Annotated in this window: 19 protein-coding genes; 10 read left to right on the top strand and 9 right to left on the bottom strand. The window is 42.7% G+C overall.

All coding sequences use genetic code 11. From position 1 onward, the window contains the following. Positions 1 to 93: 93 nt before the first annotated feature. The 4 genes from mltA to rlmKL all read left to right on the top strand — a co-directional run bounded on the left by mltA (position 94) and on the right by rlmKL (position 5,382). Complete coding sequence (mltA, locus tag C3007_RS04250; protein ID WP_103853256.1) at positions 94 to 1,212, top strand: murein transglycosylase A; 1,119 nt, start codon at positions 94 to 96, stop codon at positions 1,210 to 1,212. Then, the gene (gene tcdA / locus C3007_RS04245) at positions 1,212 to 1,985 is read left to right on the top strand and encodes a tRNA cyclic N6-threonylcarbamoyladenosine(37) synthase TcdA (RefSeq protein WP_165779952.1); all 774 of its coding nucleotides are present in this window, start codon (positions 1,212 to 1,214) and stop codon (positions 1,983 to 1,985) included. The genes mltA and tcdA overlap by 1 nt, the downstream gene beginning before the upstream one ends. Before the next feature lie 100 nt (positions 1,986 to 2,085). Continuing rightward, positions 2,086 to 3,105, top strand: coding sequence for a zinc ABC transporter substrate-binding protein ZnuA (gene znuA, locus C3007_RS04240; RefSeq protein WP_103853254.1), 1,020 nt, complete (start codon positions 2,086 to 2,088; stop codon positions 3,103 to 3,105). Between the two features lie 132 nt (positions 3,106 to 3,237). Further along, on the top strand, positions 3,238 to 5,382 hold the full coding sequence (gene rlmKL / locus C3007_RS04235) for a bifunctional 23S rRNA (guanine(2069)-N(7))-methyltransferase RlmK/23S rRNA (guanine(2445)-N(2))-methyltransferase RlmL (protein WP_103853253.1): 2,145 nt from the start codon (positions 3,238 to 3,240) through the stop codon (positions 5,380 to 5,382). A 100-nt stretch (positions 5,383 to 5,482) separates the two neighbouring features. Here rlmKL and frdD read toward each other — a convergent pair whose 3' ends face one another. The 4 genes from frdD to frdA are packed head-to-tail and all read right to left on the bottom strand — an operon-like array spanning position 5,483 to position 8,809. Further along, positions 5,483 to 5,827, bottom strand: a complete 345-nt coding sequence (frdD, locus tag C3007_RS04230; RefSeq protein ID WP_103853252.1) for a fumarate reductase subunit FrdD — start codon at positions 5,825 to 5,827, stop codon at positions 5,483 to 5,485. A gap of 11 nt (positions 5,828 to 5,838) precedes the next feature. Beyond that, positions 5,839 to 6,234 (bottom strand): fumarate reductase subunit FrdC, encoded by a 396-nt coding sequence (gene frdC / locus C3007_RS04225; RefSeq protein WP_103853251.1) that lies wholly within the window; start codon positions 6,232 to 6,234, stop codon positions 5,839 to 5,841. A gap of 12 nt (positions 6,235 to 6,246) precedes the next feature. Continuing rightward, complete coding sequence (locus tag C3007_RS04220; protein ID WP_103853250.1) at positions 6,247 to 7,017, bottom strand: succinate dehydrogenase/fumarate reductase iron-sulfur subunit; 771 nt, start codon at positions 7,015 to 7,017, stop codon at positions 6,247 to 6,249. Further along, positions 7,010 to 8,809, bottom strand: a complete 1,800-nt coding sequence (gene frdA, locus C3007_RS04215; protein WP_103853249.1) for a fumarate reductase (quinol) flavoprotein subunit — start codon at positions 8,807 to 8,809, stop codon at positions 7,010 to 7,012. Before frdA ends, C3007_RS04220 begins: the two co-directional genes overlap by 8 nt. A 294-nt stretch (positions 8,810 to 9,103) precedes the next feature. Here frdA and epmA point away from each other — a divergent pair, with 294 nt between their 5' ends. After that, positions 9,104 to 10,075, top strand: a complete 972-nt coding sequence (gene epmA, locus C3007_RS04210; RefSeq protein ID WP_103853248.1) for an elongation factor P--(R)-beta-lysine ligase — start codon at positions 9,104 to 9,106, stop codon at positions 10,073 to 10,075. Positions 10,076 to 10,540: 465 nt separating this feature from the next. After that, positions 10,541 to 11,629, top strand: coding sequence for a porin (locus C3007_RS04205; RefSeq protein WP_103853247.1), 1,089 nt, complete (start codon positions 10,541 to 10,543; stop codon positions 11,627 to 11,629). A gap of 78 nt (positions 11,630 to 11,707) precedes the next feature. Here C3007_RS04205 and rnb read toward each other — a convergent pair whose 3' ends face one another. From rnb to prfB, 5 genes are all read right to left on the bottom strand, one after another. Next, a complete protein-coding gene (gene rnb / locus C3007_RS04200) occupies positions 11,708 to 13,687 on the bottom strand; it encodes an exoribonuclease II (protein WP_103853246.1) in 1,980 nt (659 codons plus the stop codon). Positions 13,688 to 13,756: 69 nt separating this feature from the next. Continuing rightward, complete coding sequence (locus C3007_RS04195; protein WP_103853245.1) at positions 13,757 to 14,545, bottom strand: SDR family oxidoreductase; 789 nt, start codon at positions 14,543 to 14,545, stop codon at positions 13,757 to 13,759. A 116-nt stretch (positions 14,546 to 14,661) separates the two neighbouring features. Further along, complete coding sequence (locus C3007_RS04190) at positions 14,662 to 15,417, bottom strand: Nif3-like dinuclear metal center hexameric protein (RefSeq protein ID WP_103853244.1); 756 nt, start codon at positions 15,415 to 15,417, stop codon at positions 14,662 to 14,664. 63 nt (positions 15,418 to 15,480) lie between these two features. After that, positions 15,481 to 16,989, bottom strand: coding sequence for a lysine--tRNA ligase (gene lysS / locus C3007_RS04185; protein ID WP_103853243.1), 1,509 nt, complete (start codon positions 16,987 to 16,989; stop codon positions 15,481 to 15,483). A 42-nt stretch (positions 16,990 to 17,031) separates the two neighbouring features. Continuing rightward, positions 17,032 to 18,130 (bottom strand): peptide chain release factor 2 gene (gene prfB / locus C3007_RS04180; protein ID WP_103853242.1). Its coding sequence is split into 2 segments (ribosomal slippage): positions 17,032 to 18,054 and positions 18,056 to 18,130, totalling 1,098 coding nucleotides; the frame shifts between segments, so codons are not numbered across the junction. Positions 18,131 to 18,290: 160 nt separating this feature from the next. On the opposite strand from prfB, the gene dsbC reads away from it, so the two are divergent. From dsbC to C3007_RS04160, 4 genes are all read left to right on the top strand, one after another. Next, positions 18,291 to 18,977 (top strand): bifunctional protein-disulfide isomerase/oxidoreductase DsbC, encoded by a 687-nt coding sequence (gene dsbC / locus C3007_RS04175; protein ID WP_103853241.1) that lies wholly within the window; start codon positions 18,291 to 18,293, stop codon positions 18,975 to 18,977. A 374-nt stretch (positions 18,978 to 19,351) separates the two neighbouring features. Next, positions 19,352 to 21,073 (top strand): single-stranded-DNA-specific exonuclease RecJ, encoded by a 1,722-nt coding sequence (recJ, locus tag C3007_RS04170; RefSeq protein ID WP_103853240.1) that lies wholly within the window; start codon positions 19,352 to 19,354, stop codon positions 21,071 to 21,073. A 9-nt stretch (positions 21,074 to 21,082) separates the two neighbouring features. Next, on the top strand, positions 21,083 to 21,751 hold the full coding sequence (locus tag C3007_RS04165) for a thiol:disulfide interchange protein DsbA/DsbL (RefSeq protein ID WP_103853239.1): 669 nt from the start codon (positions 21,083 to 21,085) through the stop codon (positions 21,749 to 21,751). Then, entirely contained in the window at positions 21,748 to 22,440 is a 693-nt protein-coding gene (locus C3007_RS04160; protein WP_103853238.1) for a 5'-methylthioadenosine/adenosylhomocysteine nucleosidase, read from the top strand. Before C3007_RS04165 ends, C3007_RS04160 begins: the two co-directional genes overlap by 4 nt. Positions 22,441 to 22,487: the final 47 nt, after the last annotated feature.

Raw genomic sequence — 22,487 nt, 5'->3', positions numbered from 1 at the left:
AAAATAAAAGAACGCAAAAACTGCTATCACTTTGAGCGGTTTTTTGTTATTTTACGCCGTTTAATTGCAAATGATTTTATTAAGGAACTTCAAATGCCGATGTCTGCAAAATTTTTCAAAAATTGCACCGCACTTTTAGCCATCGCGGTGCTTTCTGCTTGCTCTAGTTCAACCCATAAAACAACCAAAAAAGTGAGCGTTAAAAATACCACTACTGATACCAAAATTTTCGGCGCAAAATATGATGGACGCACCTATCAGCAACAATTCTTAATGCCTGTTTCCCGCGTAGAAAATCGAAGTGCGGTAATAAATCAAGGAGATTTTTTGACTCAGCTTTCTAATGTGCGTCAATATTCTTCACGCTTAACCAATAAATTTGCGGTGAGCTACGGCAAAATCACTAACTGGGTTTTATCGGGCGCAAACGTCAATGAATTATCCAGTTTCGGGATTCAGCCAATGATTATGAAAGGGCAAGATGGCTATCAAAACGTGTTGATGACGGGCTATTATTCTCCAGTTATCCACGCGCGCCGTACGCCACAAGGCAAATATAATCAACCCATTTATGCAATGCCAAGCCCATCGCAAAAACGCGTGAGCCGTGCGCAAATTTATGCCGGCGCATTGCGTGGCAAAGGTTTAGAACTAGCTTACAGCGATTCAATGATCGACAATTTCCTACTCGGCGTGCAAGGCAGTGGCTATGTGGATTTTGGTAACGGCGACTTGAACTATTTCGCCTACGCTGGGCAAAACGGCTTAGATTATGTGGCGGTTGGGCGTTTATTGGTGGAAGATGGCGAAATTGCCAGAGAAAAAATGTCTATCCAAGCCATTAAAGATTGGGCAAAGGCGAACCCATCGCGCTTGCAAGCCCTGTTAGAACGCAATCCATCTTATGTGTATTTTAAAAACGATCCAACGGGCAAAGTGAAAGGCTCGGCAGGCGTGCCGCTCGTGCCAATGGCATCGATTGCTTCCGATCGCTCGCTTATCCCTTCTGGCTCAGTGGTGTTGGTGGAAGTGCCACAAATTGACCGCAAAGGTAACTGGACTGGCGAACACAAATTGCATTTGATGATTGCCTTAGATGTGGGCGGCGCAGTAAAAGGCCATCATTTTGATTTATACCGTGGAATTGGTGATGAAGCGGGGCATATTGCTGGCTTATCAAAACATTATGGACGAGTTTGGTTGTTAAAATAATGACAGATCGCATTGATAATTACGAACAGCGTTTTGGCGGCATTGGGCGACTTTACAGCCCTGCTGCCTTGCAACGTTTACGCCAAGCGCACATTTGCGTGATCGGCATTGGTGGCGTGGGATCTTGGGCGGTGGAAGCCCTTGCTCGTTCTGGCATTGGTGAGATCACAATGATTGATATGGACGACATTTGCGTTACTAATATTAATCGCCAAATTCACGCCATTTCAGGCAATGTGGGCAAGCTGAAAACGGAAGTAATGGCAGAACGTGTCGCCTTGATCAATCCCGAATGCAAGGTGCATATTATTGATGACTTTCTTTCCAGCGAAAATTTAGCGGATTACCTCAATCGTGGCTATGATTATGTGATTGATGCCATTGATAGCGTCAAAACCAAAGCCGCGCTGATCGCCTATTGCAAACGTAATAAAATCAAGGTGATCACCGTGGGCGGTGCAGGTGGACAGACTGATCCTAGCCAAATCCAAATTGCGGATTTAAGTCGCACCATTCAAGATCCCTTGGCTGCTAAAGTGCGGTCAATTTTACGCAAGGATTTTCATTTTAGCCAAAATCCTAAACGCAAGTTTGGCGTGGATTGTGTGTTCTCAACCCAGCCATTAATTTTCCCACAGCAAGAAGGAAATTGTGCCGTTTCCGCCACAATGAACTGCGCTAATGGCTTTGGCGCGGCAACGATGATTACCGCTACTTTTGGCTTTTTTGCCGTTTCTCGTGTAATCGAAAAATTATTAATGACAACCACCTAGCCTTCTTATTTTTTAATAAAAAAAAGATAGCAATTTTTTGCAAAACGATCTAAGCTAAGCCGACAATTTCTGAGAATCATTCTTAAAAATGGGAGAGTTTATGACAACCTTAAATCGTTTATTTAAGCACAGTGCTGTCGCGGCGGCGGTGCTTTCTTTTTCTACTTTGGCAAGTGCGAGCGTGGTTAGCTCCATAAAACCCCTTGGTTTTATTGCCTCCTCCATCGCGGACGGGGTTACGGACACGCAAGTGCTTGTGCCAGCGGGGGCTTCGCCACACGACTATAATCTGAAACCTTCCGATGTGCAAAAATTGAAATCGGCGGATTTGGTGCTATGGGTCGGTGAAGACGCGGACGCGTTTCTTGCCTCGTCATTACAAAAAAATGTGGACGCGAGCAAAGTGGTTACGATCGCGAAATTGGCAGGCATCACACCTGATATGCTAGCCAAAGGCGAACATCACCACCACGATCACGACCATCACCACCACGATGGTGAAGATCACGATCACGACCACGAGCATCATCACGATCACGGAAAATCAGAGGCTCACGAGCATCAGCACAATCATGGAACAGATGACGCTCACGACCACGATGAATTAGAAACCAACTGGCACGTTTGGTATTCACCACGCATTAGCCAAGTGGTGGCTGAAGCGGTGGCGGATAAGCTCACTCAGCAATTCCCTGCTAAAAAAGCGCTGATTGAAAAAAACTTAGCCGAATTTAACCGCTCTTTGAACGCACAAAATGAGAAAATCAAGCAACAGCTCGCTCCAGTGCAGAAAAAAGGCTTCTATGTATTCCACGATGCCTATACCTATTTCAACGAGGCTTACGGATTAAACCAAGTGGGTGCGTTTACTATCAACCCATTGGTTGCCCCAGGAGCGAAAAAATTGGCACATATCAAAGAAGAAATCGAAGAGCATAAAGTCGGTTGCTTATTTGCCGAGCCACAATTCACCCCAAAAGTGATCGAAACCTTGCATAAATCTACTGGCGTAAAAGTAGGGCGTTTAGACCCAATGGGCGATGCCGTTGCCTTAGGTAAAGATTCTTACGCCAACTTTCTACAATATACCGCGGACAGTTATTATAACTGCTTGAAATAATAGTGTTTTGTGTTTAGAGCGAACATTAACTGTTCGCTCTTTCTTTTGCCTAAAAATCGAATTAAAATCGACCGCACTTTACGGCTCTGTTATAATCCCGCCATTCTTTTTGATGAAGCACAAGAGATGCCAATGAAAAAATTATTTGCCACCACTTCCCGTGGCTTTGAAGAATTATTAAAAACAGAACTTACTGAATTAGGTGCGAAAGAATGCCAAATCTCCCAAGGTGGAGTGCATTTTTTAGCCGATGATGAAACTTTGTATCGCAGTTTGCTTTGGTCAAGGCTCAGTTCACGAATTTTATTGCCATTAGTGCAAAGCAAAATTTATAGCGATTTGGATCTTTACTCTACCGTCATCGGGCAAAATTGGCTGGATATTTTTGACGAACGCTGCCAATTTTTGGTGGATTTTAACGGCACAAACCGTGAAATTCGTCATACCCAATTTGGCGCAATGCGTGTGAAAGATGGCATCGTGGATTATTTTGAACGTCAAGGCAAAGCGCGCCCGAGTGTGGATAAAGACAATCCTGATATTCGCATTCACGCCTATTTAAACCGTGATGATTTCATTCTTTCCCTTGATTTAAGTGGCGATGCCTTGCATTTGCGTGGTTATCGTGAAGACACTGGCGCTGCGCCATTGCGTGAAACCTTGGCGGCGGCCATTGTGCTGCGTTCTGGCTGGCAACAAGGCACGTCGTTGGTTGATCCAATGTGCGGTTCAGGCACGTTATTGATTGAAGCAGCACAAATGGAAGCAAAAATTGCACCGCAGTTGCACCGTTTGCATTGGGGCTTTGATTTCTGGAAAGGGCATAATCCACAGGCTTGGCAAAAAGTGAAAGATGAAGCCCTCGCCCTCGCTGAGCAAGGTTCACAGCAGGCTCAAGCCCATTTTTGTGGCTTTGATTTAGATCACCGCGTATTACAAAAAGCGCAACGCAATGCGAAAAATGCCGGTGTTGCCCATTTAATCCAGTGGAAACAAGGCGATGTGGCGGCGCTGAAAAATCCAACAGAAGAAAAAGGCACGCTAATTTGTAATCCGCCTTATGGCGAACGCTTAGGCACAACCCCAGCGCTTATTGCCCTGTATTCCGTGTTTGGGCAACGCTTAAAACAGCAATTCGGTGGTTGGAATGCGTCTATTTTTAGTGCTGAACCTGCCTTGCTGGATTGTTTACGCTTACGCTCTCATCGTCAATTTAAAGCGAAAAATGGCCCGCTAGATTGCGTACAGAAAAACTATCAGATTGCAGAAAAGCCTTTGCAACAAATGGAAAGTGCGGTGCAAAATTCGCAAATTTCTTCCGCAGAAAATCCGCCCGTTGCGCAAGATTTCGCTAACCGCTTGCAAAAAAATAGCAAGAAAATCGAAAAATGGGCAAAACAGCAAGGCATTAATGCGTACCGCCTTTATGATGCTGATCTGCCTGAATATAACGTGGCGGTGGATCGCTATTTAGATCATATTGTGGTGCAAGAATACGCCGCGCCAAAAAATATTGATGAAAACAAAGCTCGTCAGCGTTTGCTTGATGCAGTAACCGCCACCCTTGCCGTAACAGGCGTGGAAACCAATAAATTGGTGCTAAAAGTTCGCCAAAAACAAAAAGGCACAAATCAATATGAAAAATTGGCCAATAAAGGCGATTATTTCTATGTGGAAGAATATGGTGCGAAACTTTGGGTGAATTTAACCGATTATTTAGACACAGGGCTATTTTTGGATCACCGCTTAACCCGCAAAATGCTGGGTGAAATGGCGCAAGGCAAAGATTTCCTGAATTTGTTTGCTTACACTGGCTCTGCCACCGTTCACGCTGCGCTAGGTGGCGCAAAATCCACCACCACCGTGGATATGTCCAACACTTATCTCAACTGGGCAGAACAAAATTTAATTTTAAATGACATTGAAGGCAAACAGCACAAATTGATCCAAAGCGATTGCCTACAATGGCTAGAAAAATGCGACCGCCAATTTGATTTGATTTTCGTTGATCCCCCTACGTTCTCCAATTCTAAACGAATGGAAAACAGCTGGGACGTACAGCGCGATCACATTCAATTATTCACCCACTTAAAACGCATTTTACGCCCCAACGGCACAATCGTGTTTTCCAACAATAAACAAAAATTCAAAATGGATTTTGACGGCATCGCCAACCTCGGCCTAAGTGCGGTAGAAATTTCCGCCAAAACCTTGCCATTAGATTTTGAACGTAATAAACACATTCATAATTGTTGGTTAGTAACGTTCGCCAAATAAATTTTGGATTTTTGCACCGTGCTTTAAAGTTGAACAATTCTTAGATTGAAAGATAAAAAAACCTTTTCTTACGAAAAGGTTTTTTATTTTCTCGTTTATCTTAAATGTGCCATACGGCAAAAATGGTTAAGATTGAAAATAACGTAGCGAGTCCGTAGAAAATCACGCCTGCGGCTGGAATATGTACTTTAAAATCATGTAAACCTAGGTGAACACGATGAATGCCACACCAAGCAGGGAAGATTAGTAATGCAAGGAGTGCTAATTTTCCTATCCAAGTGCCTGCAAATGCGATGATATTGTCTGGTGAAACCAATCCAAATGGAAGTAAAAAGCCTAAAATCAGCACAAGAACAGGGAAGAATACGGCACTGATTGCACCGCCCGCACCAAATAATAACCATACAACAGGTTCATTCGAACGTTTTGGATTTTGTTTATTCATATTCTTATTTCCTATACGAGAATTAAGGTAATAATGCTAACGAAAGCGGTGATCCCCCAGAATACACGAGAGATAAATTTGGCATCTAGGCGTTCATTTTTCACAATAATATTGGCCATTTGTGGTGCCATATTAAAGAACGTGTAGCTATTTAATAGCACTGCACCAAGAGTGATGATGTTTAAAATCACCACGATTGGGTTTTGCAAGAAATGAACAAAGTTTGTGGCGAATGTGCCATTGCCTAGGCAAATTAAGCCGTAAAATAGCTCTAAACAAAACCATAGGGTTGGAACGGCTGTGCTTTCACGCAATACATAGAATTTGTAAAAATCTAACTTTTTCCACCAAGTTGGTTTCACTTCACGCACATATTTTTTGCGTTTGCTTGCGGTTACTGTTGTCATTTTACTTCTCCTTTAGTTTTGCGGTTTTAACATTGCAAAAACGTAGTCTTTCGCACTTTCGATTTTGCCTTGGTTCACTGCGGAGGCTGGATTAACGTGTTTTGGACACACTTCAGAACAGTAACCCACGAATGTACAGCTCCACACCCCGTTATCGCCGTTAAGAATTTTCATTCGTTCAGCTTTACCATGATCGCGATTATCAAGGTTATAGCGATGTGCCAATGTAATTGCAGCAGGGCCGACAAATTCTGGATTTAAGCCGAATTGTGGGCAAGCGGCATAGCATAAACCACAGTTAATACACATTGAGAATTGACGATATTTCTCTAATTGTGCTGGTGTTTGCTTAGTACGGCTTTTCGCTAATTCCGCCGATGGGTGCGGTTTGCCATCTAATGGCGGCGCTTCATTACCGATAATATAAGGCTTAATGCTTTCTAAACTTTCGATAAAGTGGCTGAGATCCACCACTAAATCACGCTCAATTGGGAAGTTAGCCAATGGTTCAATACGCATATGACCGCTGTAATCACGCAAGAAAGTTTTACAAGCGAGTTTAGGCTTATCGTTCACCATCATTCCGCACGAACCACAAATTGCCATACGACAAGACCAGCGGTAAGACAATTCAGGCTCAAGTTTATCTTTAATATAACCAAGTGCATCTAACAATGAGGTTTGGCTATCATAAGGCACTTGGTAAGTTCTTAAATAAGGTTCTTTATCCACTTCAGGGTTATAACGCAGAACCTCAATATTCATCATTGCTTGATTAGCCATTTGTTTGCTCCTTAGCTTTCACTGCCGCTTCTTGCGCTTCAGCTTCCGCACCATAAACACGTTTTGCAGGTTGAGATTTTGTGATTTTCACTGGGCTGTATTCAATGCGTGGCATACCATCTTCATTGTAGAAAGCCAAAGTGTGTTTTAAGTAATTCACATCATCACGTTCTGTGTAGTCTAAACGTTGGTGAGCACCACGAGATTCTTTACGCTCAATGGCTGAATTCGCAATAGATTGTGCTACATCTAAAATGTAACCCAATTCCACGGTATAAAGTACATTGGTGTTGAACACGCTTGAGCGATCAGCAATGCGAATGCGTTTATAACGTTCTTTTAGTTCAGCAATTTTATCAACGGTTTGTTGCATACTTTCTTGGGTACGATAAATACCACAACCTTCTTCCATTGAATCGCCCATTTCATCACGAATTTGCGACCAAGATTCCGTACCTTCTTGATTGTAGAGATCTTCCAAACGTTGAACTACGTCTTTCGCTTGTGCATCAACTGCACTTTGGTTGGCAGGGCTGGCTTCCGTGGCACGCTGTGCGGCATATTCCCCCGCAACACGGCCCAACACCACAAGCTCAGCAAGTGAGTTAGAACCTAAACGGTTCGCACCGTGCAAGCCTGATGAAGCACATTCACCTACAGCAAATAAACCTTTAATACGGGTTTCGCTGTTGAAATCCACTTCAATACCACCCATTGTGTAATGCACAACAGGGCGCACAGGAATTGGTGCTTTGGCAGGATCAACACCCTCATAAGCGTTAGCCAGTTCACAAATAAATGGTAAACGTTCGTGCAAATATTTTTCACCTAAATGACGTAAGTCAAGGTGAACCACGTCCACGCCTTTAGCGGTTTTTAAGGTGTTGCCTTTGCGCCATTCTTGCCAGAATGCTTGCGACACTTTATCACGCGGGCCTAATTCCATATATTTATTTTCAGGTTTACCGATTGGCGTTTCAGGGCCTAGACCATAATCTTGTAAATAGCGGTAGCCGTCTTTATTGACTAAAATACCACCTTCACCACGACAACCCTCTGTCATCAAAATCCCGGTATTTGGTAAACCAGTTGGGTGATATTGAACGAATTCCATATCACGCAATGGCACACCGTGGCGATACGCCATTGATAAACCATCACCTGTTACAATACCGCCGTTTGTATTGAAGCGGAATGCACGACAACCACCACCGGTTGCGATAATCACCGCATTGGCATTGATTTGCACCAATGTGCCTTCCATCATATTCATTGCCACCATACCACGAGCGTGGCCGTCATCAACAAGAATATCTAACACGAAATGCTCATCAAAGCGTTGAATTTGCGGGAATTGCATTGAAGTTTGGAAAAGGGTATGTAACAAGTGGAAACCTGTTTTATCGGCAGCGAACCAAGTACGTTCAATTTTCATACCACCGAAACGGCGCACATTCACATCACCGTCTTGTTTACGGCTCCAAGGGCAGCCCCAGCGTTCTAATTGCGTCATCTCAACAGGGGAATGTTCTACAAAGTATTCCACCACGTCTTGTTCACATAACCAATCGCCCCCAGCTACGGTATCGTGGAAATGTTTATCATAAGAGTCTTCTTCCTTGATTACTGCAGCGGCGCCTCCTTCTGCAGCCACAGTATGGCTACGCATAGGGTAAACTTTTGAAACTAAGGCAATTTTAAGGTTTGGATTTGCCTGTGCTGCTGCAATTGCCGCTCGTAAACCACCGCCACCAGCGCCAACAATTGCAATATCGACATTAACAGTTTGCACGATTTCCTCCAATATAAAGTAGATGAAATGTCTAAGGAAAATTTCAAATCGTTTGAAATTTGTTAGGGTGAGTTTATTTTGCCACGCTTTTATAAAATAAATCAGACTTTTTTATCAAAAAACGAGAGCAAAGTTTCAAAGTGTGATCTAACTCAAAAAAGTTAGATGGAATTCACCCACTTAATGAGAATTTTTCTCTTTTAGAATGAATACATTGCATAAAAATAACTCATCTTGTTGAAATATTTCAGGTAAAATAACCGCACTTTTTTCACAAAATGGCTCAGACAAATTATGACAGAAAATGAACAATGGCGACCAACGGCCAGTATTCAAAATTTATTAGCCCGTGCCAAAATTATGGCCGAAATTCGCCGCTTTTTTACTGATCGCGGTTTATTAGAAGTAGAAACTCCAATTTTGAGTGAATTTGGTGTAACAGATGTGCATCTTGCTACCTTTAGCACAGAATTTACTTCCCCTTTTAAACATCAATCGAAAACCCTATGGCTTTCTACTAGCCCAGAATATCCAATGAAACGCCTACTTGCCGCTGGCAGTGGGGCGATTTTTCAGCTTTGCAAAGTGTTCCGCAATGAAGAATCGGGCAGAAAACATAATCCCGAGTTCACAATGTTGGAATGGTATCGCCCACATTTTGATATGTATCGCCTGATTAACGAAGTTGATGATCTATTACAACAAATTCTGGATTGCGAACCTGCAGAAAGTATGAGTTATCAATTTGCGTTCCAAGAATATGTCGGGCTTGATCCGCTTTCTGCTTCTCGCGAAGAATTAATTGCCAAAGCGAAAGAACATTATCTGGAACAAGCGGAAAATGAAGATAGAGATACCTTGCTGCAATTCTTATTTAGCACCGTGGTTGAACCGAAAATCGGGCAGGAACGCCCTGTTGCAATTTATCATTTCCCAGCAACCCAAGCGGCATTAGCACAAATTAGCTCGGAAGATCACCGCGTGGCGGAGCGTTTTGAGTTCTACTATAAAGGCATTGAGTTGGCGAACGGCTTTAATGAACTCACCGATGCAAATGAACAACGCCACCGCTTCGAGCAAGATAATCGCCAGCGTGAAAAGCTCGGTTTACCAACGCGTCAGCTTGACGAACGATTCCTTGCCGCACTTCAAGCTGGCGTGCCAAATTGTGCAGGCGTGGCCCTAGGCGTGGATCGGTTAATTATGATTGCACTAGGCGCTGAAAATATCAGCGAGGTTATTTCATTTAATATAGAAAACGCATAGACACTCAAAAAACGCGTGAAAAACCACCGCACTTTAGTTTCAGATAAAAACTGAAGTGCGGTGGTTTTTCTTTTAAATTGTGATCCTTCTCTCATATTTGAAGAAAATATTCAAATAATTTTATTTTATGGAGTTATTCTTTTGTTTCTCATTTGAAGTAATTAAAAAACATTATTTTTCATATGGTTATAGAGTTTGGCTATCTTTCCTTTCTGGAGCATTCAAGTTGAAATCTATTTTTAGATCACATTTTTACTTCATTAGGGAGAAACTCTATCTTTTATAACATATTGTTTTTAATAGTGTTTCTTTAAATTAGAAAAAGTTTCCTATTTTTGACAGAAAAAAATAACCTACCTATATTATTTCCAACCGAAATTATTTTGGTTAACTAATATCAGGTTGATGGAAATTTAAGCTTTATTCTGTCGAGCATAATAAGGCCTTAAACAAAGGAAGTTCATTATGAAAAAGACACTTATCGCATTAGCTGTAACAGCAATGATTTCAGCCACCGCAAATGCCACCGTAATCTATGAAAAAGAAGGCACAAAAATTGATTTAGATGGACGTATGCACTTTGAATTGCGTAATGATGCTAATAATCGCACGGATTTACGTGATGTTGGTTCCCGTGTTCGTGTAAGAGCTTATCAGGAATTAGGTGCTGGTTTCTCAGCTTATGGTGGTGTGGAATTACGATTCTCAAATGATAATGGAGATGCGGGAAGTATTGGCTCAAATTTACGAACCCATCGCTTATATGCAGGGCTTATCCAAAAAGATATAGGTATATTAACCTTTGGTAGCCAATTACATTTGGGGGATCATATTCCTAAAGCAAACTATACCTATGAATGGGGTAGCAATATTTTATTTGATGGACATAAAAAAGCTGCGCACTTTATGTCTGCAAAATTTGCAGGTGTTCGTTTTGCGACGGATTATTACTTTGGACAAGCAAATAAAGCCAATAATAAATCAAGTGGTACGACAGCCTGGAACGAAGGTCAAGGCTATGGGGTAGGTTTATTCTATGACAATACATTCGGTGATTTTGGTGTACGTTTTGGAGCAGGTTATACAACCGTAACACAATCTTCAGATGGTACTAAAGCAAACGAATTTAAACTAAAACGCTCAGGTATTGGTTTGGAATTGAAATATAACATTGTTCGTGTCGGTTTTGACTGGGCACATGGAAAAGTATCTAAATCAGATAAAGAAAGTGGTAATTTAGTTTTCCAAAAAATTGCTGGCTATAACGAACAACTCAATAGAATCGATCGCTTCTTGCTTGGTGTTAAAGTTGATGTCACAAAACAAAATGCTGTTTATGGTCAATATTATTTCGCAAAAGGTAAAAAAGCAGACGCTTCATTAGAGCCCCTTAAAATGCGTGGTTGGATGGTTGGTGCGGATCATCGCTTCAATAAAAACTTTGCTGTTTATGTAGAAGGTGGACAAGGCAGAGTGAAACAAGCTGGAAAAGTATTGAATAAGAATCAAAAAACTAATCATCGTGTGTTAGTTGGAGCACGCTTCCTATTCTAATGTTAATGCTTTGATTTAAACCAATTATAAGAACGAGCCACCATAATTAATTATGGTGGCTCATTGTGGTAAAATAGCCTAAACCAAAACCTGTCCAATAATACTTCGTGTTTCTTCTTTCACTTCTGTGAGTTGCACTTGGATTTTATCGCCGATTTTATAGGCTTTTTCGCCTTTGATATAAAGGGCGATTTCGTCTGGGTTTACCTGCATTTCTTCCTTGTTATTGTGAATAGTGGAAGCGGGGATAAACATTGACGCGCCGTTTTCTAACAATAAGACACGCAAGCCGCCACGCATTACATCTTGGATTTCCGCTTCAAATTGCAGGTTTCTTTCCACTTTGTCGGCTAAATAACGGCAGTATAGCCAGTCGGCAATATCTCGTTCAATTAAACGGTTTTGACGGCGTGCTTCTTGTAAGCGTTGCAGTACATCGTCCGCTGGTCTGTGATATTGCTGAGTAGTTAGGCTCGCTTTGATTAAACGGTGATTGACCATATCCGAATATTTACGGATTGGTGATGTCCAAGTGGCGTAGCCTTCCAGCCCTAGACCAAAGTGCGGGGCAAGATCCGCTTTAAATTCGGCAAAAGTGAGATAGCGGCGCAGGCGCAGTTCAAGATAATCCCCTTCAATGGGTTCAATATCGTGGCGCATACGGCAGTAGCCTTCGAGTGTGGCCAAGTTTTCGCTAGAATAACGATCTTTCAGTTCTGCTTCATTTTCTTCATTGGCTAATTGTGAAAGAAGAAATTGTTGCGCAGCCGCAAGGTTTTTTTGATCAAAACCGCTGTGCGTGTTGAAAATGCCACATTTTGCCGTTTCATTGAGATATTGTGCGGCACAAATATTGGCTAAGATCATTGACTCTTCCACAATTTGGTTCGCAATGCGGCGATATTCCGCCACAATTTCTGCTACTTTACCGTTTTCCGCTAATTTAAAGCTGTAATCGGGTTTTTCTTTAAATAATAAAGAGTGGGTTTTGCGCCATTGAATACGCGCAAGGGTGAATTGATGCAGCAAATCAATTTGATTTTTCGTGGCAGGATCTTCTGGCTGCCACGCATTTTCTTGTTGTTCTAAATAATCTGAAACCTTGTTGTATGCCAACTTCGCCTTAGATTGTACATTGGCGGATTGGAAAACGGGTTTGTTACGAATATTGCCTTGTTGATCAATTTCAATGGTGCAAACTAACGCGGGGCGCACTTCATTTTCCATTAGGGAACAAAGCTCATCAGAAAGTTCACGCGGCAACATTGGAATGTTGAAACCCGGCAGATAATTGGTGAAACAACGCTGCTTGGCTTCTTGTTCAATCAGTGAATTTTCATCAATGTAAGCGGTTGGATCGGCAATCGCTACCACTAACTTCCAGCCCACGGCTTGGCCATTTTCTTCTAAGGTTTCGATATAAAGCGCATCGTCCATATCTTGCGTGCTTTCACTGTCGATAGTCACGAAATGAAGTGCGGTCAAATCTTCACGAGTTTGTTGATCAAGCATTGTGTAACTTTCTTGCCCTTTAACAGGGTAGCGCGATTGCTGATGGCGTGCGAGGGTTACCCACCAAGGAGCAAATTCATCGTCTTTTTGACAAATGAACTGTGTGATTTGAGCGAACAAAAAGCGATCATCGCGTAGTGGGTGCGTTTTTAATTCTGCCACCACCCAATCGCCCTCTTGTAGCTCTTCCGTTACCGCTTTGGCTTTATTCGCGCCAATAGGCTGGTTGATTTGCGGATGATCCACCAACACTTGCAATTTTTTGTCTTTATTGAACCGCACTTTGGCGATAAACCGCGTGAGCATTGGCTCGATCAATTCTTCTGGCTCGGCTTGTTCTTTATCGCCAATGGTTTCAATGCGTGCTTTGATTTTATCGCCGTGCATCACTTTTTTCATTGCAGCAGGGGGAATGAAATAGCTTTTTTTCTCCGTTTCTAAAAAGCCGAATGCCTTGTCTGAACCGCGCACCACGCCCTCAACTACGGGTTTGCTATCACGAATTTGCTGTTTTAATTGGGAAAGTAAGGGGTTATTTTGAAACATAATTCTTTTTTCTTAATAAACGACAAAAGGCAGACGCATTGGTCTGCCTTATTTTTGTAAAAGTTAAAATTATTCCGCACCTAATTCGCTCATTGCGGTAATGCTGAAACCTGCATCAACGTGCAACACTTCACCCGTTACCCCTGAAGCTAAATCAGAGCATAAGAACGCTGCTGAATTACCCACATCTTCAATGGTTACAGTACGGCGTAATGGTGCAGTATTTTCAAAGGTTGCCAACATTTTCTTGAAGTTTTTAATGCCAGATGCGGCAAGCGTACGGATTGGACCAGCTGAAATCGCATTTACACGGATACCATCTTTACCTAAATCTGCTGCCATTACACGGGTGCTGGCTTCAAGAGAGGCTTTCGCTAAACACATTACATTGTAATTTGGAATTGCACGCTCAGCACCTAAGTAGGTGAGTGTTACCAAGCCTGAATTTGGATTAAGCATAGGGCGCGCTGCTTGTGCCATTGCCACAAAGCTGTATGCACTGATGTCGTGAGCAATGCGGAAACCTTCGCGCGTTGCGGCGTTTACATAATCGCCATCTAACTGATCACCCGGTGCAAACGCAATGGCGTGTACAAAGCCATCAAATTTTTCCCAATGCTTACTTAATTCTGCAAAGCAGTTTGTGATGTTCTCATCGCTTGCCACATCAAGAGGCAGAATGATGTCTGAACCAAATTCTTTGGCAAATTCTTCTACGCGTGGTTTTAATTTATCGTTTAAATAAGTGAAAGCTAATTCTGCGCCCTCACGTTTCATTGCAGCCGCAATTCCATAAGCAATAGAACGATTGCTTGCTAAACCTGTGATTAAAATACGTTTACCAGTTAAGAAACCCATTTTTTATTCCTATTTGTGATGAAAAAATTGTGCATAGTATAAGGGAAAAGTGGCGCTTATACAAAGCTGACCTGAAAATTCGCAAAATTTACACCGCACTTTGCTTTTCCATTTTTTTACGCGGGATTGTAAATATCTTTAAATTCCACGTCAAAACCGTGATTTTCCGCGAGCCATTCGCCTAAGGCTTTCACACCGTAACGCTCGGTGCAATGGTGGCCTGCGGCGAAGAAATTAATGCCTTGTTCACGCGCAGAATGAATGGTTTGTTCGGAAACCTCACCTGTAATATAGGCATCAAGCCCTTGTTGCGCGGCAAGATCAATATAGCCTTGTCCGCCACCAGTGCAAATGCCTACACTGCGGATTAAGTGCGGTGCATTTTCGCCACAAAATAGTGGTTTGCGCTGTAATTGCTGTTCAATGCGTTGCGCCAATGCTTCACCGCTGATCGGTGTTTTTAACTTGCCATAAACGGGAATGCTGAATTTTCCTTGTTCCAACGGTTGCAGATCTTCAATGCCAAGCAATGCCGCAAGCTGTGCGTTATTACCTAATTCAGGGTGAACATCAAGGGGCAAATGATAGGCATAAAGATTAATATTATTTTGCAATAATGCCTTGATGCGCTTGCCTTTCATTCCCCGAATGCAGGGATTTTCACTTTTCCAAAAATAACCGTGGTGTACCAAAATTGCATCGGCATTTTGCGCAATGGCATAATCAATCAAGGCTTGGCTTGCGGTTACACCAGTAATGATTTTTTTCACCTGCTCTCTGCCTTCCACTTGCAATCCATTCGGCGCATAGTCGGCAATGGCATCAGAATCCAGTTTTTGATTAATTAGTTGTTCGAGTGCTAAGTTGTTCATTCTTCTAATAAATTATAATAAAAAGAAAGATAACCAGTGGCTATCTTTCTTTGTTAAGTTTTCTTACCCTTTGTGTTTCATCGCTGGGAATAAAATCACATCACGGATTGATGGGGCGTTAGCGAAAAGCATTGCTAAACGGTCGATGCCTAAGCCTTCGCCAGCGGTTGGTGGTAAGCCGTGTTCAAGTGCGGTAACAAAATCGTCATCTTTGAACATCGCTTCATCATCACCTGCTTCTTTTGCGGCAACCTGCGCATCAAAGCGTTCAGCCTGATCTTCTGCATCGTTAAGCTCTGAGAAACCGTTACCAATTTCGCGGCCACCGATAAATAGTTCAAAACGATCGGTTACTTCTGGGTTTTCATCATTACGGCGTGCTAATGGTGAAATTTCCGCAGGGTGAGCCATTAGGAACGTTGGCTGGATTAAGTGATGTTCAGCCACTTCTTCAAAAATTGCATTGACGATAGAGCCTAATCCCCACGATTTTTGCACTTCAATGCCTAGCTTGGTAGCTAATGCTTTGGCGCGATCTAGATCATACAGATCTTCTTTCACAATGCCTTTATCTGCGCCGTATTTCAAAATCGCATCGTGCATTGTGATGCGCTCAAATGGCTTGCCAAAATCAAATTCATATTCGCCATAAGGGACGATAGTGGTGCCTAAAATATCCAAGGCTAACTTGCGTAACAATTCTTCGGTGTTATCCATTAAATCGTGATAATCCGCATAGGCTTGGTAGTATTCAATCATTGTAAATTCAGGGTTATGACGTACAGAAACCCCTTCATTACGGAAGTTACGGTTTAGCTCAAACACACGCTCAAAGCCACCGACAACAAGGCGTTTGAGGTAAAGTTCTGGTGCAATACGCAGATACATATCAATATCTAAAGCATTGTGATGAGTAACAAACGGACGTGCTGCTGCACCGCCTGGGATCACTTGCAGCATTGGTGTTTCTACTTCAATAAAGCCTTTGCTGATGAAATATTCACGCATTCCGGCAATCACTTTTGAACGGATAATAAAAGTGCGGCGAGACTCTTCGTTAGAAATGAGATCCAAATAACGCTGGCGATAACGCATTTCTTGATCCGCAAGACCGTGGAATTTATCTGGCAATGGACGTAATGCTTTGGTTAAAAGCTGCACTTCGCTAGCGCGCACGGTAAGCTCATTAGTTTTGGTTTTGAATAGCGTCCCTTTCACGCCCACAATATCGCCCAAATCCCAGTTGCCCACGTCATCGGCATAAACGCCCTCAGGCAAGTTGTCGCGTGCAATATAAAGCTGGATACGGCCACTCATATCTTGCAAGGTAACGAAAGTCGCTTTACCCATAATACGGCGTGTCATAATACGTCCTGCCACTTTCACTTCCACGCCTTGTTCTTTCAAGGCTTCGCCATCAACCTCATCATATTGTTGATGTAAATCCTGCGCAAGCGCATCACGGCGGAAGGTATTTGGAAACGCATTGCCTTTTTTACGCAATGCCGCTAATTTTTCACGGCGAACCAACATTTCACCGTTTAAATCTAATTCTTGGGTTTGTTCTGTCATTTTGTTTTACCTTTAAATTTCAGTGATTATTTTATTGTTCTATTATAGCCCAGCCTTCAAACTCGCCTCAATAAATCTGTCCAAATCACCGTCTAGCACGGCTTGGGTGTTGCGGTTTTCTACGCCAGTACGCAGATCTTTAATGCGTGAATCATCAAGCACATAAGAACGAATTTGACTGCCCCAGCCAATGTCGGATTTGTTGTCTTCCATTGCTTGCTTTTCGGCATTTTGCTTTTGCAATTCTAATTCGTAAAGTTTGGCTTTGAGCTGTTTCATCGCCTGATCTTTATTTTTATGCTGTGAACGATCGTTTTGACATTGCACCACAATACCGCTTGGAATATGGGTAATTCGCACCGCACTTTCGGTTTTATTTACGTGCTGACCGCCCGCCCCTGAGGCTCGGTACACATCAATACGTAAATCCGCTGGATTGATTTCAATATCAATATTGTCATCAATTTCAGGATAAACAAAGGCAGCGCTGAAAGAGGTGTGGCGGCGATTGTTGGAGTCAAAAGGGCTTTTACGCACTAAGCGGTGAATCCCTGTTTCGGTGCGTAGCCAACCAAATGCGTATTCGCCAGAAATGCGAATAGTGGCCGATTTTATGCCTGCTACATCGCCGTCTGAAACTTCCATTAATTCCGTTTTAAAGCCTTTGCTTTCCGCCCAACGCAAGTACATTCGTAACAGCATTTCTGTCCAGTCTTGCGCTTCCGTACCGCCTGAGCCTGCTTGTAGATCCACATAGCAATCTGCCGCATCATTTGCACCACTAAACATACGGCGAAACTCAAGTGCGGCTAATTTTTGCTCTAATTCGTCTAATTCCGCAACGGCTTCATTGAACGTGTCTTCATCTTCTGCGTCAATGGCAAGTTCTAACAAACCATCAACATCGTCCAAACCTTGCTCTAAATTTTTAATGGTATCCACCACCGCGTCTAGGCTGGCACGCTCTTTGCCGAGCGCTTGTGCTTTTTCTGGCTCATTCCATACGTCAGGCTGTTCAAGTTCAGCATTGACTTCTTCTAACCGTTCGACTTTGCTATCAAAGTCAAAGATACCCCCTAAGGGTTGCCGTGCGTTCAGCGAGATCGGCAATTTTATTTTTGATTGGATTAATTTCAAACATAAATTCAGTTCTATCTAATTTTGCATATAAGAGCCGAATTATATGCTATTTTAGCCCAATTTGGTAGGTCAATTATGTTGAAAGCCTTTTCCTATTAGCTTGTTGATTGGGCTTGTGATAAAATCCGCCTTTCACAAGGAACAGACATCAGGAAAGAAAAATGAAGAAAATCATTACCGCACTTTCGTTAGCCGCGTTGTCCGTCTATGCCGTGGCGAGCGATGCACAAATTGAAGCACAATTAAAAAAACTTGGCGTATCACAAATGGAAATTAAGTCATCGCCGATCAATGGCTTAAAAACAGTTATCAGCAACGAAGGCATTTTTTACGCTTCCGAAGACGGCAAATATGTGCTGCAAGGTCAGCTATATGAGCTAACTGACAAAGGTGCGGTGGATTTAACAGGAAAATTTTTGCTAGATAAATTAAATAGTTATAAAAATGAAATGATTGTTTATCCAGCAAAAAATGAAAAATATGTGGTAACCGTGTTTATGGATATTACCTGCCATTATTGCCATTTATTACATCAACAACTTAGCCAATATAATGATTTAGGCATCACCGTTCGTTACCTTGCATTTCCGCGCGGTGGCTTAAATAACAATACAGCAAAACAAATGGAAGCTATTTGGCAGGCGAAAGATCCTGCGCAAGCCTTAAATGAAGCGGAAAAAGGCAACTTGCCGAAAACCTTAAAAAATGCCAATATCGTGAAGAAACACTATGAACTTGGTGTGCAATTTGGTGTTCGTGGTACGCCAAGCATTGTTACGCCGAAAGGTGAGCTTATCGGTGGTTATTTACCGCCAAAAGAATTGCTTAAAGCCTTGCAAGAAGAATAGGTATAATACAAATTATGAAAAATTTCTTATATACCCATTTAATCTAGATGATCTTTTGTGGGTTCCCTTCAGTCTTGCCCGAATGGAAGTTAGATTTTTAGGCGAAAAAAATTGTAATTTTGTGTAGCGGAGCGAAACAAAATCTCTTTTTTCGCCGCTCGGAAAATCTAACTGGAATGAGGAAAAGCGAGACTGTAGGGTGTGCTTTCTTTTGCCTACTTTGCTTTGCACAAGCAAAGACAAAAAGTGAAACTTTTTGAACGGTGCTTCAGCAACGACCTGATAAGGTGAGATAGTTCGTATTACGAACTATCGAATAAAAGTAGGTCGCCCTTTTAGGGCGAAACCTAAAATGTGTTTAAGGATTTTATTTCGTGATCAAAACAATCCAACGCCGCCCCATTAGTACAGCACAGCCGATTAGCGATCACCCTTTGCTTGATCGCCTTTATCGTGCGCGCCAAATCGAAAATCCGCAACAATTAGACCGCACTTTGAAAGCGATGCTTTCGCCACACACGTTATTTGGTATGGATAAGGCTGCGGAATTGTTGGCGCAAGCGCGTATGGTGCAAAAAAATATTGTGATCGTGGGGGATTTTGATGCTGATGGCGCAACCAGTACGGCATTAACCGTAGTGGCGTTGCGTCAGCTTGGTTTCCAGCAGGTGGATTATCTTGTACCAAACCGCTTTGAGCAAGGTTATGGCTTAAGTGTTGAAGTGGCAAAGCAGGCGCTAGAAAAAAATGTGGAAGTGCTAATCACAGTGGATAACGGCATTTCTTCCTTTGAAGGCGTGGCATTTTTGAAACAACAGGGCGTGCAAGTGGTAGTTACAGATCACCATTTACCTGGCGAAATGCTGCCTGAAGCCGATGCCATTGTGAACCCGAATTTAGCGCAATGTGATTTCCCTTCTAAATCTTTAGCTGGCGTGGGCGTGGCGTTTTATGTGATGTTGGCATTACGCGCTAAATTACGCGAAAAAGGCTTATTTGATAGCAAAACTCAGCCTAATTTCACCGAATTGCTTGATTTAGTGGCACTTGGCACAATTGCTGATGTGGTTCCGCTTGATCAAAATAACCGCATTTTGGCTTATCAAGGTTTACAGCGTATCCGTGCAGGGCATTGTCGCTATGGGATTCAAGCCTTGGCGGAAGTGGCAAATCGTGATATGAGCCGTTTCAGTGCGTCAGATTTAGGCTTTGCCATTGCGCCACGTTTAAATGCCGCAGGGCGCTTGGATAATATGTCGGTGGGCGTGGAATTGTTATTGGCAGAAGATATGCCTACCGCACGCGCTTTAGCGTTAGAGTTGGACGGCTTAAATCAAACACGCAAAGAAATTGAGCAAGGAATGAAATTAGAAGCGCTAGAAATTTGCCGAAAATTGACCGCACTTACCCCGCCGTTACCTACAGGCATTGTGCTTTATCAAGCGGATTGGCACCAAGGCGTATTGGGGATTTTAGCGTCAAGATTGAAAGATCAATTTCATCGCCCTGTGATTGCTTTTGCGCAAGATCAAGCTGGCGTCCTGAAAGGTTCAGCGCGTTCTATTGAAGGCTTGCATATTCGTGATGTGTTGGAACGCTTACATTCTCGCCACCCAGAAATGATTCTAAAATTTGGCGGCCACGCAATGGCGGCAGGGCTGAGCATTCAAGAAGAAAAATTTAGCGATTTCCAACGGCTCTTTAATGAAGTGGTGACGGAATGTTTAGATGAAAAGGATCTGCAAGGCGTAGTTTGGACAGACGGTGAACTGAATACACAGTTTATGAATTTAGATACCGCGGAATTGCTCAAACAAGCCGGCCCTTGGGGGCAAGCCTTTCCTGAACCTGTGTTTGACGGTGAGTTTAAGCTCTTACAACAGCGTTTAGTGGGCGAGCGTCATCTTAAAATGATGGTTGAACCGCAAAATGGCGGGCCATTACTCGATGCCATCGCATTTAACGTGGATACGCGTTATTATCCTGATCTTTCGTTAAAAAAGGTGAAATTAGCGTATAAATTGGACGTTAATGAATATCGTGGACAACGCAATATTCAATTGTTGGTGGATTATATTGAACCTTTGGCAGAGTAGTGCAACCCGATGTGGCGATTAATTTTCTTTATCACTGGGCTTAGTTTTTTGCTCGCGCAAAGCGCAAGAGCAGAAAGCGAAACGCCGCCCACCTTACAAATTAATCAATTTGAAGATGGACGGGATTATTTTTCCTACGAAGAACCGCTAGCCATTCCCACTCGTGCAGATCATAAAATTCTGTTGCAATTTTTCTTTGATTACGATTGCCGAGTCTGTTCCGTAGCGCAGGATATTCTTAATTTATATAGCCAAATTAACCGTGATAATGTTGTGCTTATTGAAACGCCCGTGGCAACGGCAAAAGCGAATTTAACGGCAAATATTTTCTATGCCCTACAAGCAATGAATGCGGAAAATGTGTCGGATTTACTGTTGTTTGAAAGCTCAGAAAAACATCGTTACACCGAATTATCTCGTTTTTCCAACTTGCTAAAATGGCTGCAAGAACAACACATTGATACAGAACAATTTCGCAAATTATATCATTCAGCAGGCGTGCGTTTGCAGGTGCGCGATGCCATTCAACTGACCGAAGATTATGGCGTGTTTACCTATCCTTATTTGATTGTGGAAGGAAAATATGTGCTAACTGCAAGCACGCTTTACAACGATGATTACAGCTTTGCGGTGCTAGATTTTTTAATCAACAAAATATTACAAGAGAAAAAACAATGAAAATCGGAATTGTAGGTGCGATGGCACAAGAAGTGGCTTATTTATCTGAGCTAATGGAAAATAAAACCACTGCGCAAATTGGCGGTGCGACCATTTACCAAGGCACTATTAACGGCAAAGACATTGCTTTATTGCAATCGGGTATTGGCAAAGTAGCCGCCGCAATGGGAACAACGGCGTTATTACAACTAGCAAAACCAGATGTGATTATTAACACTGGCTCGGCTGGTGGCGTAGCGCAAGGGCTAAAAGTGGGCGATGTGGTAATTTCAACCCAAACCGCTCACCACGATGCAGACGTTACCGCATTCGGCTATGAAAAAGGTCAGCTACCAAATTGCCCAGTGCGCTTTAATTCTGACGAAAATCTCACCGCACTTGCACAAAAAGTGGCGACTGCCCAAGGGCAAAAAGTGCATAAAGGCTTAATCTGCTCAGGCGACAGCTTTATCCACGGCGGTAAACCCTTAGCACAAATTAAACAAGATTTTGCTGATGTGTTGGCAGTCGAAATGGAAGCCGCCGCCATTGCTCAAGTGTGCCACGCTTTCAACGTGCCTTTTGTTATGGTACGTGCAATTTCTGATAGCGGAGATGGTGAAGCCAGTATGTCCTTTGAAGAATTCCTCCCCCTAGCTGCCAAACAATCCTCCGCAATGGTCTTGGCGATGATTGATGCGTTGTCATAATTTAAGCGATAAAAGACAGAAAAAAGTAATAGCAAGAAGCCTTAGTA

Origin of the sequence: Avibacterium gallinarum, from assembly GCF_002921135.1 — a bacterium.
In the GTDB taxonomy this organism is placed as follows: domain Bacteria; phylum Pseudomonadota; class Gammaproteobacteria; order Enterobacterales; family Pasteurellaceae; genus Avibacterium; species Avibacterium gallinarum.
This window is presented reverse-complemented; position numbering and strand designations above follow the sequence as displayed.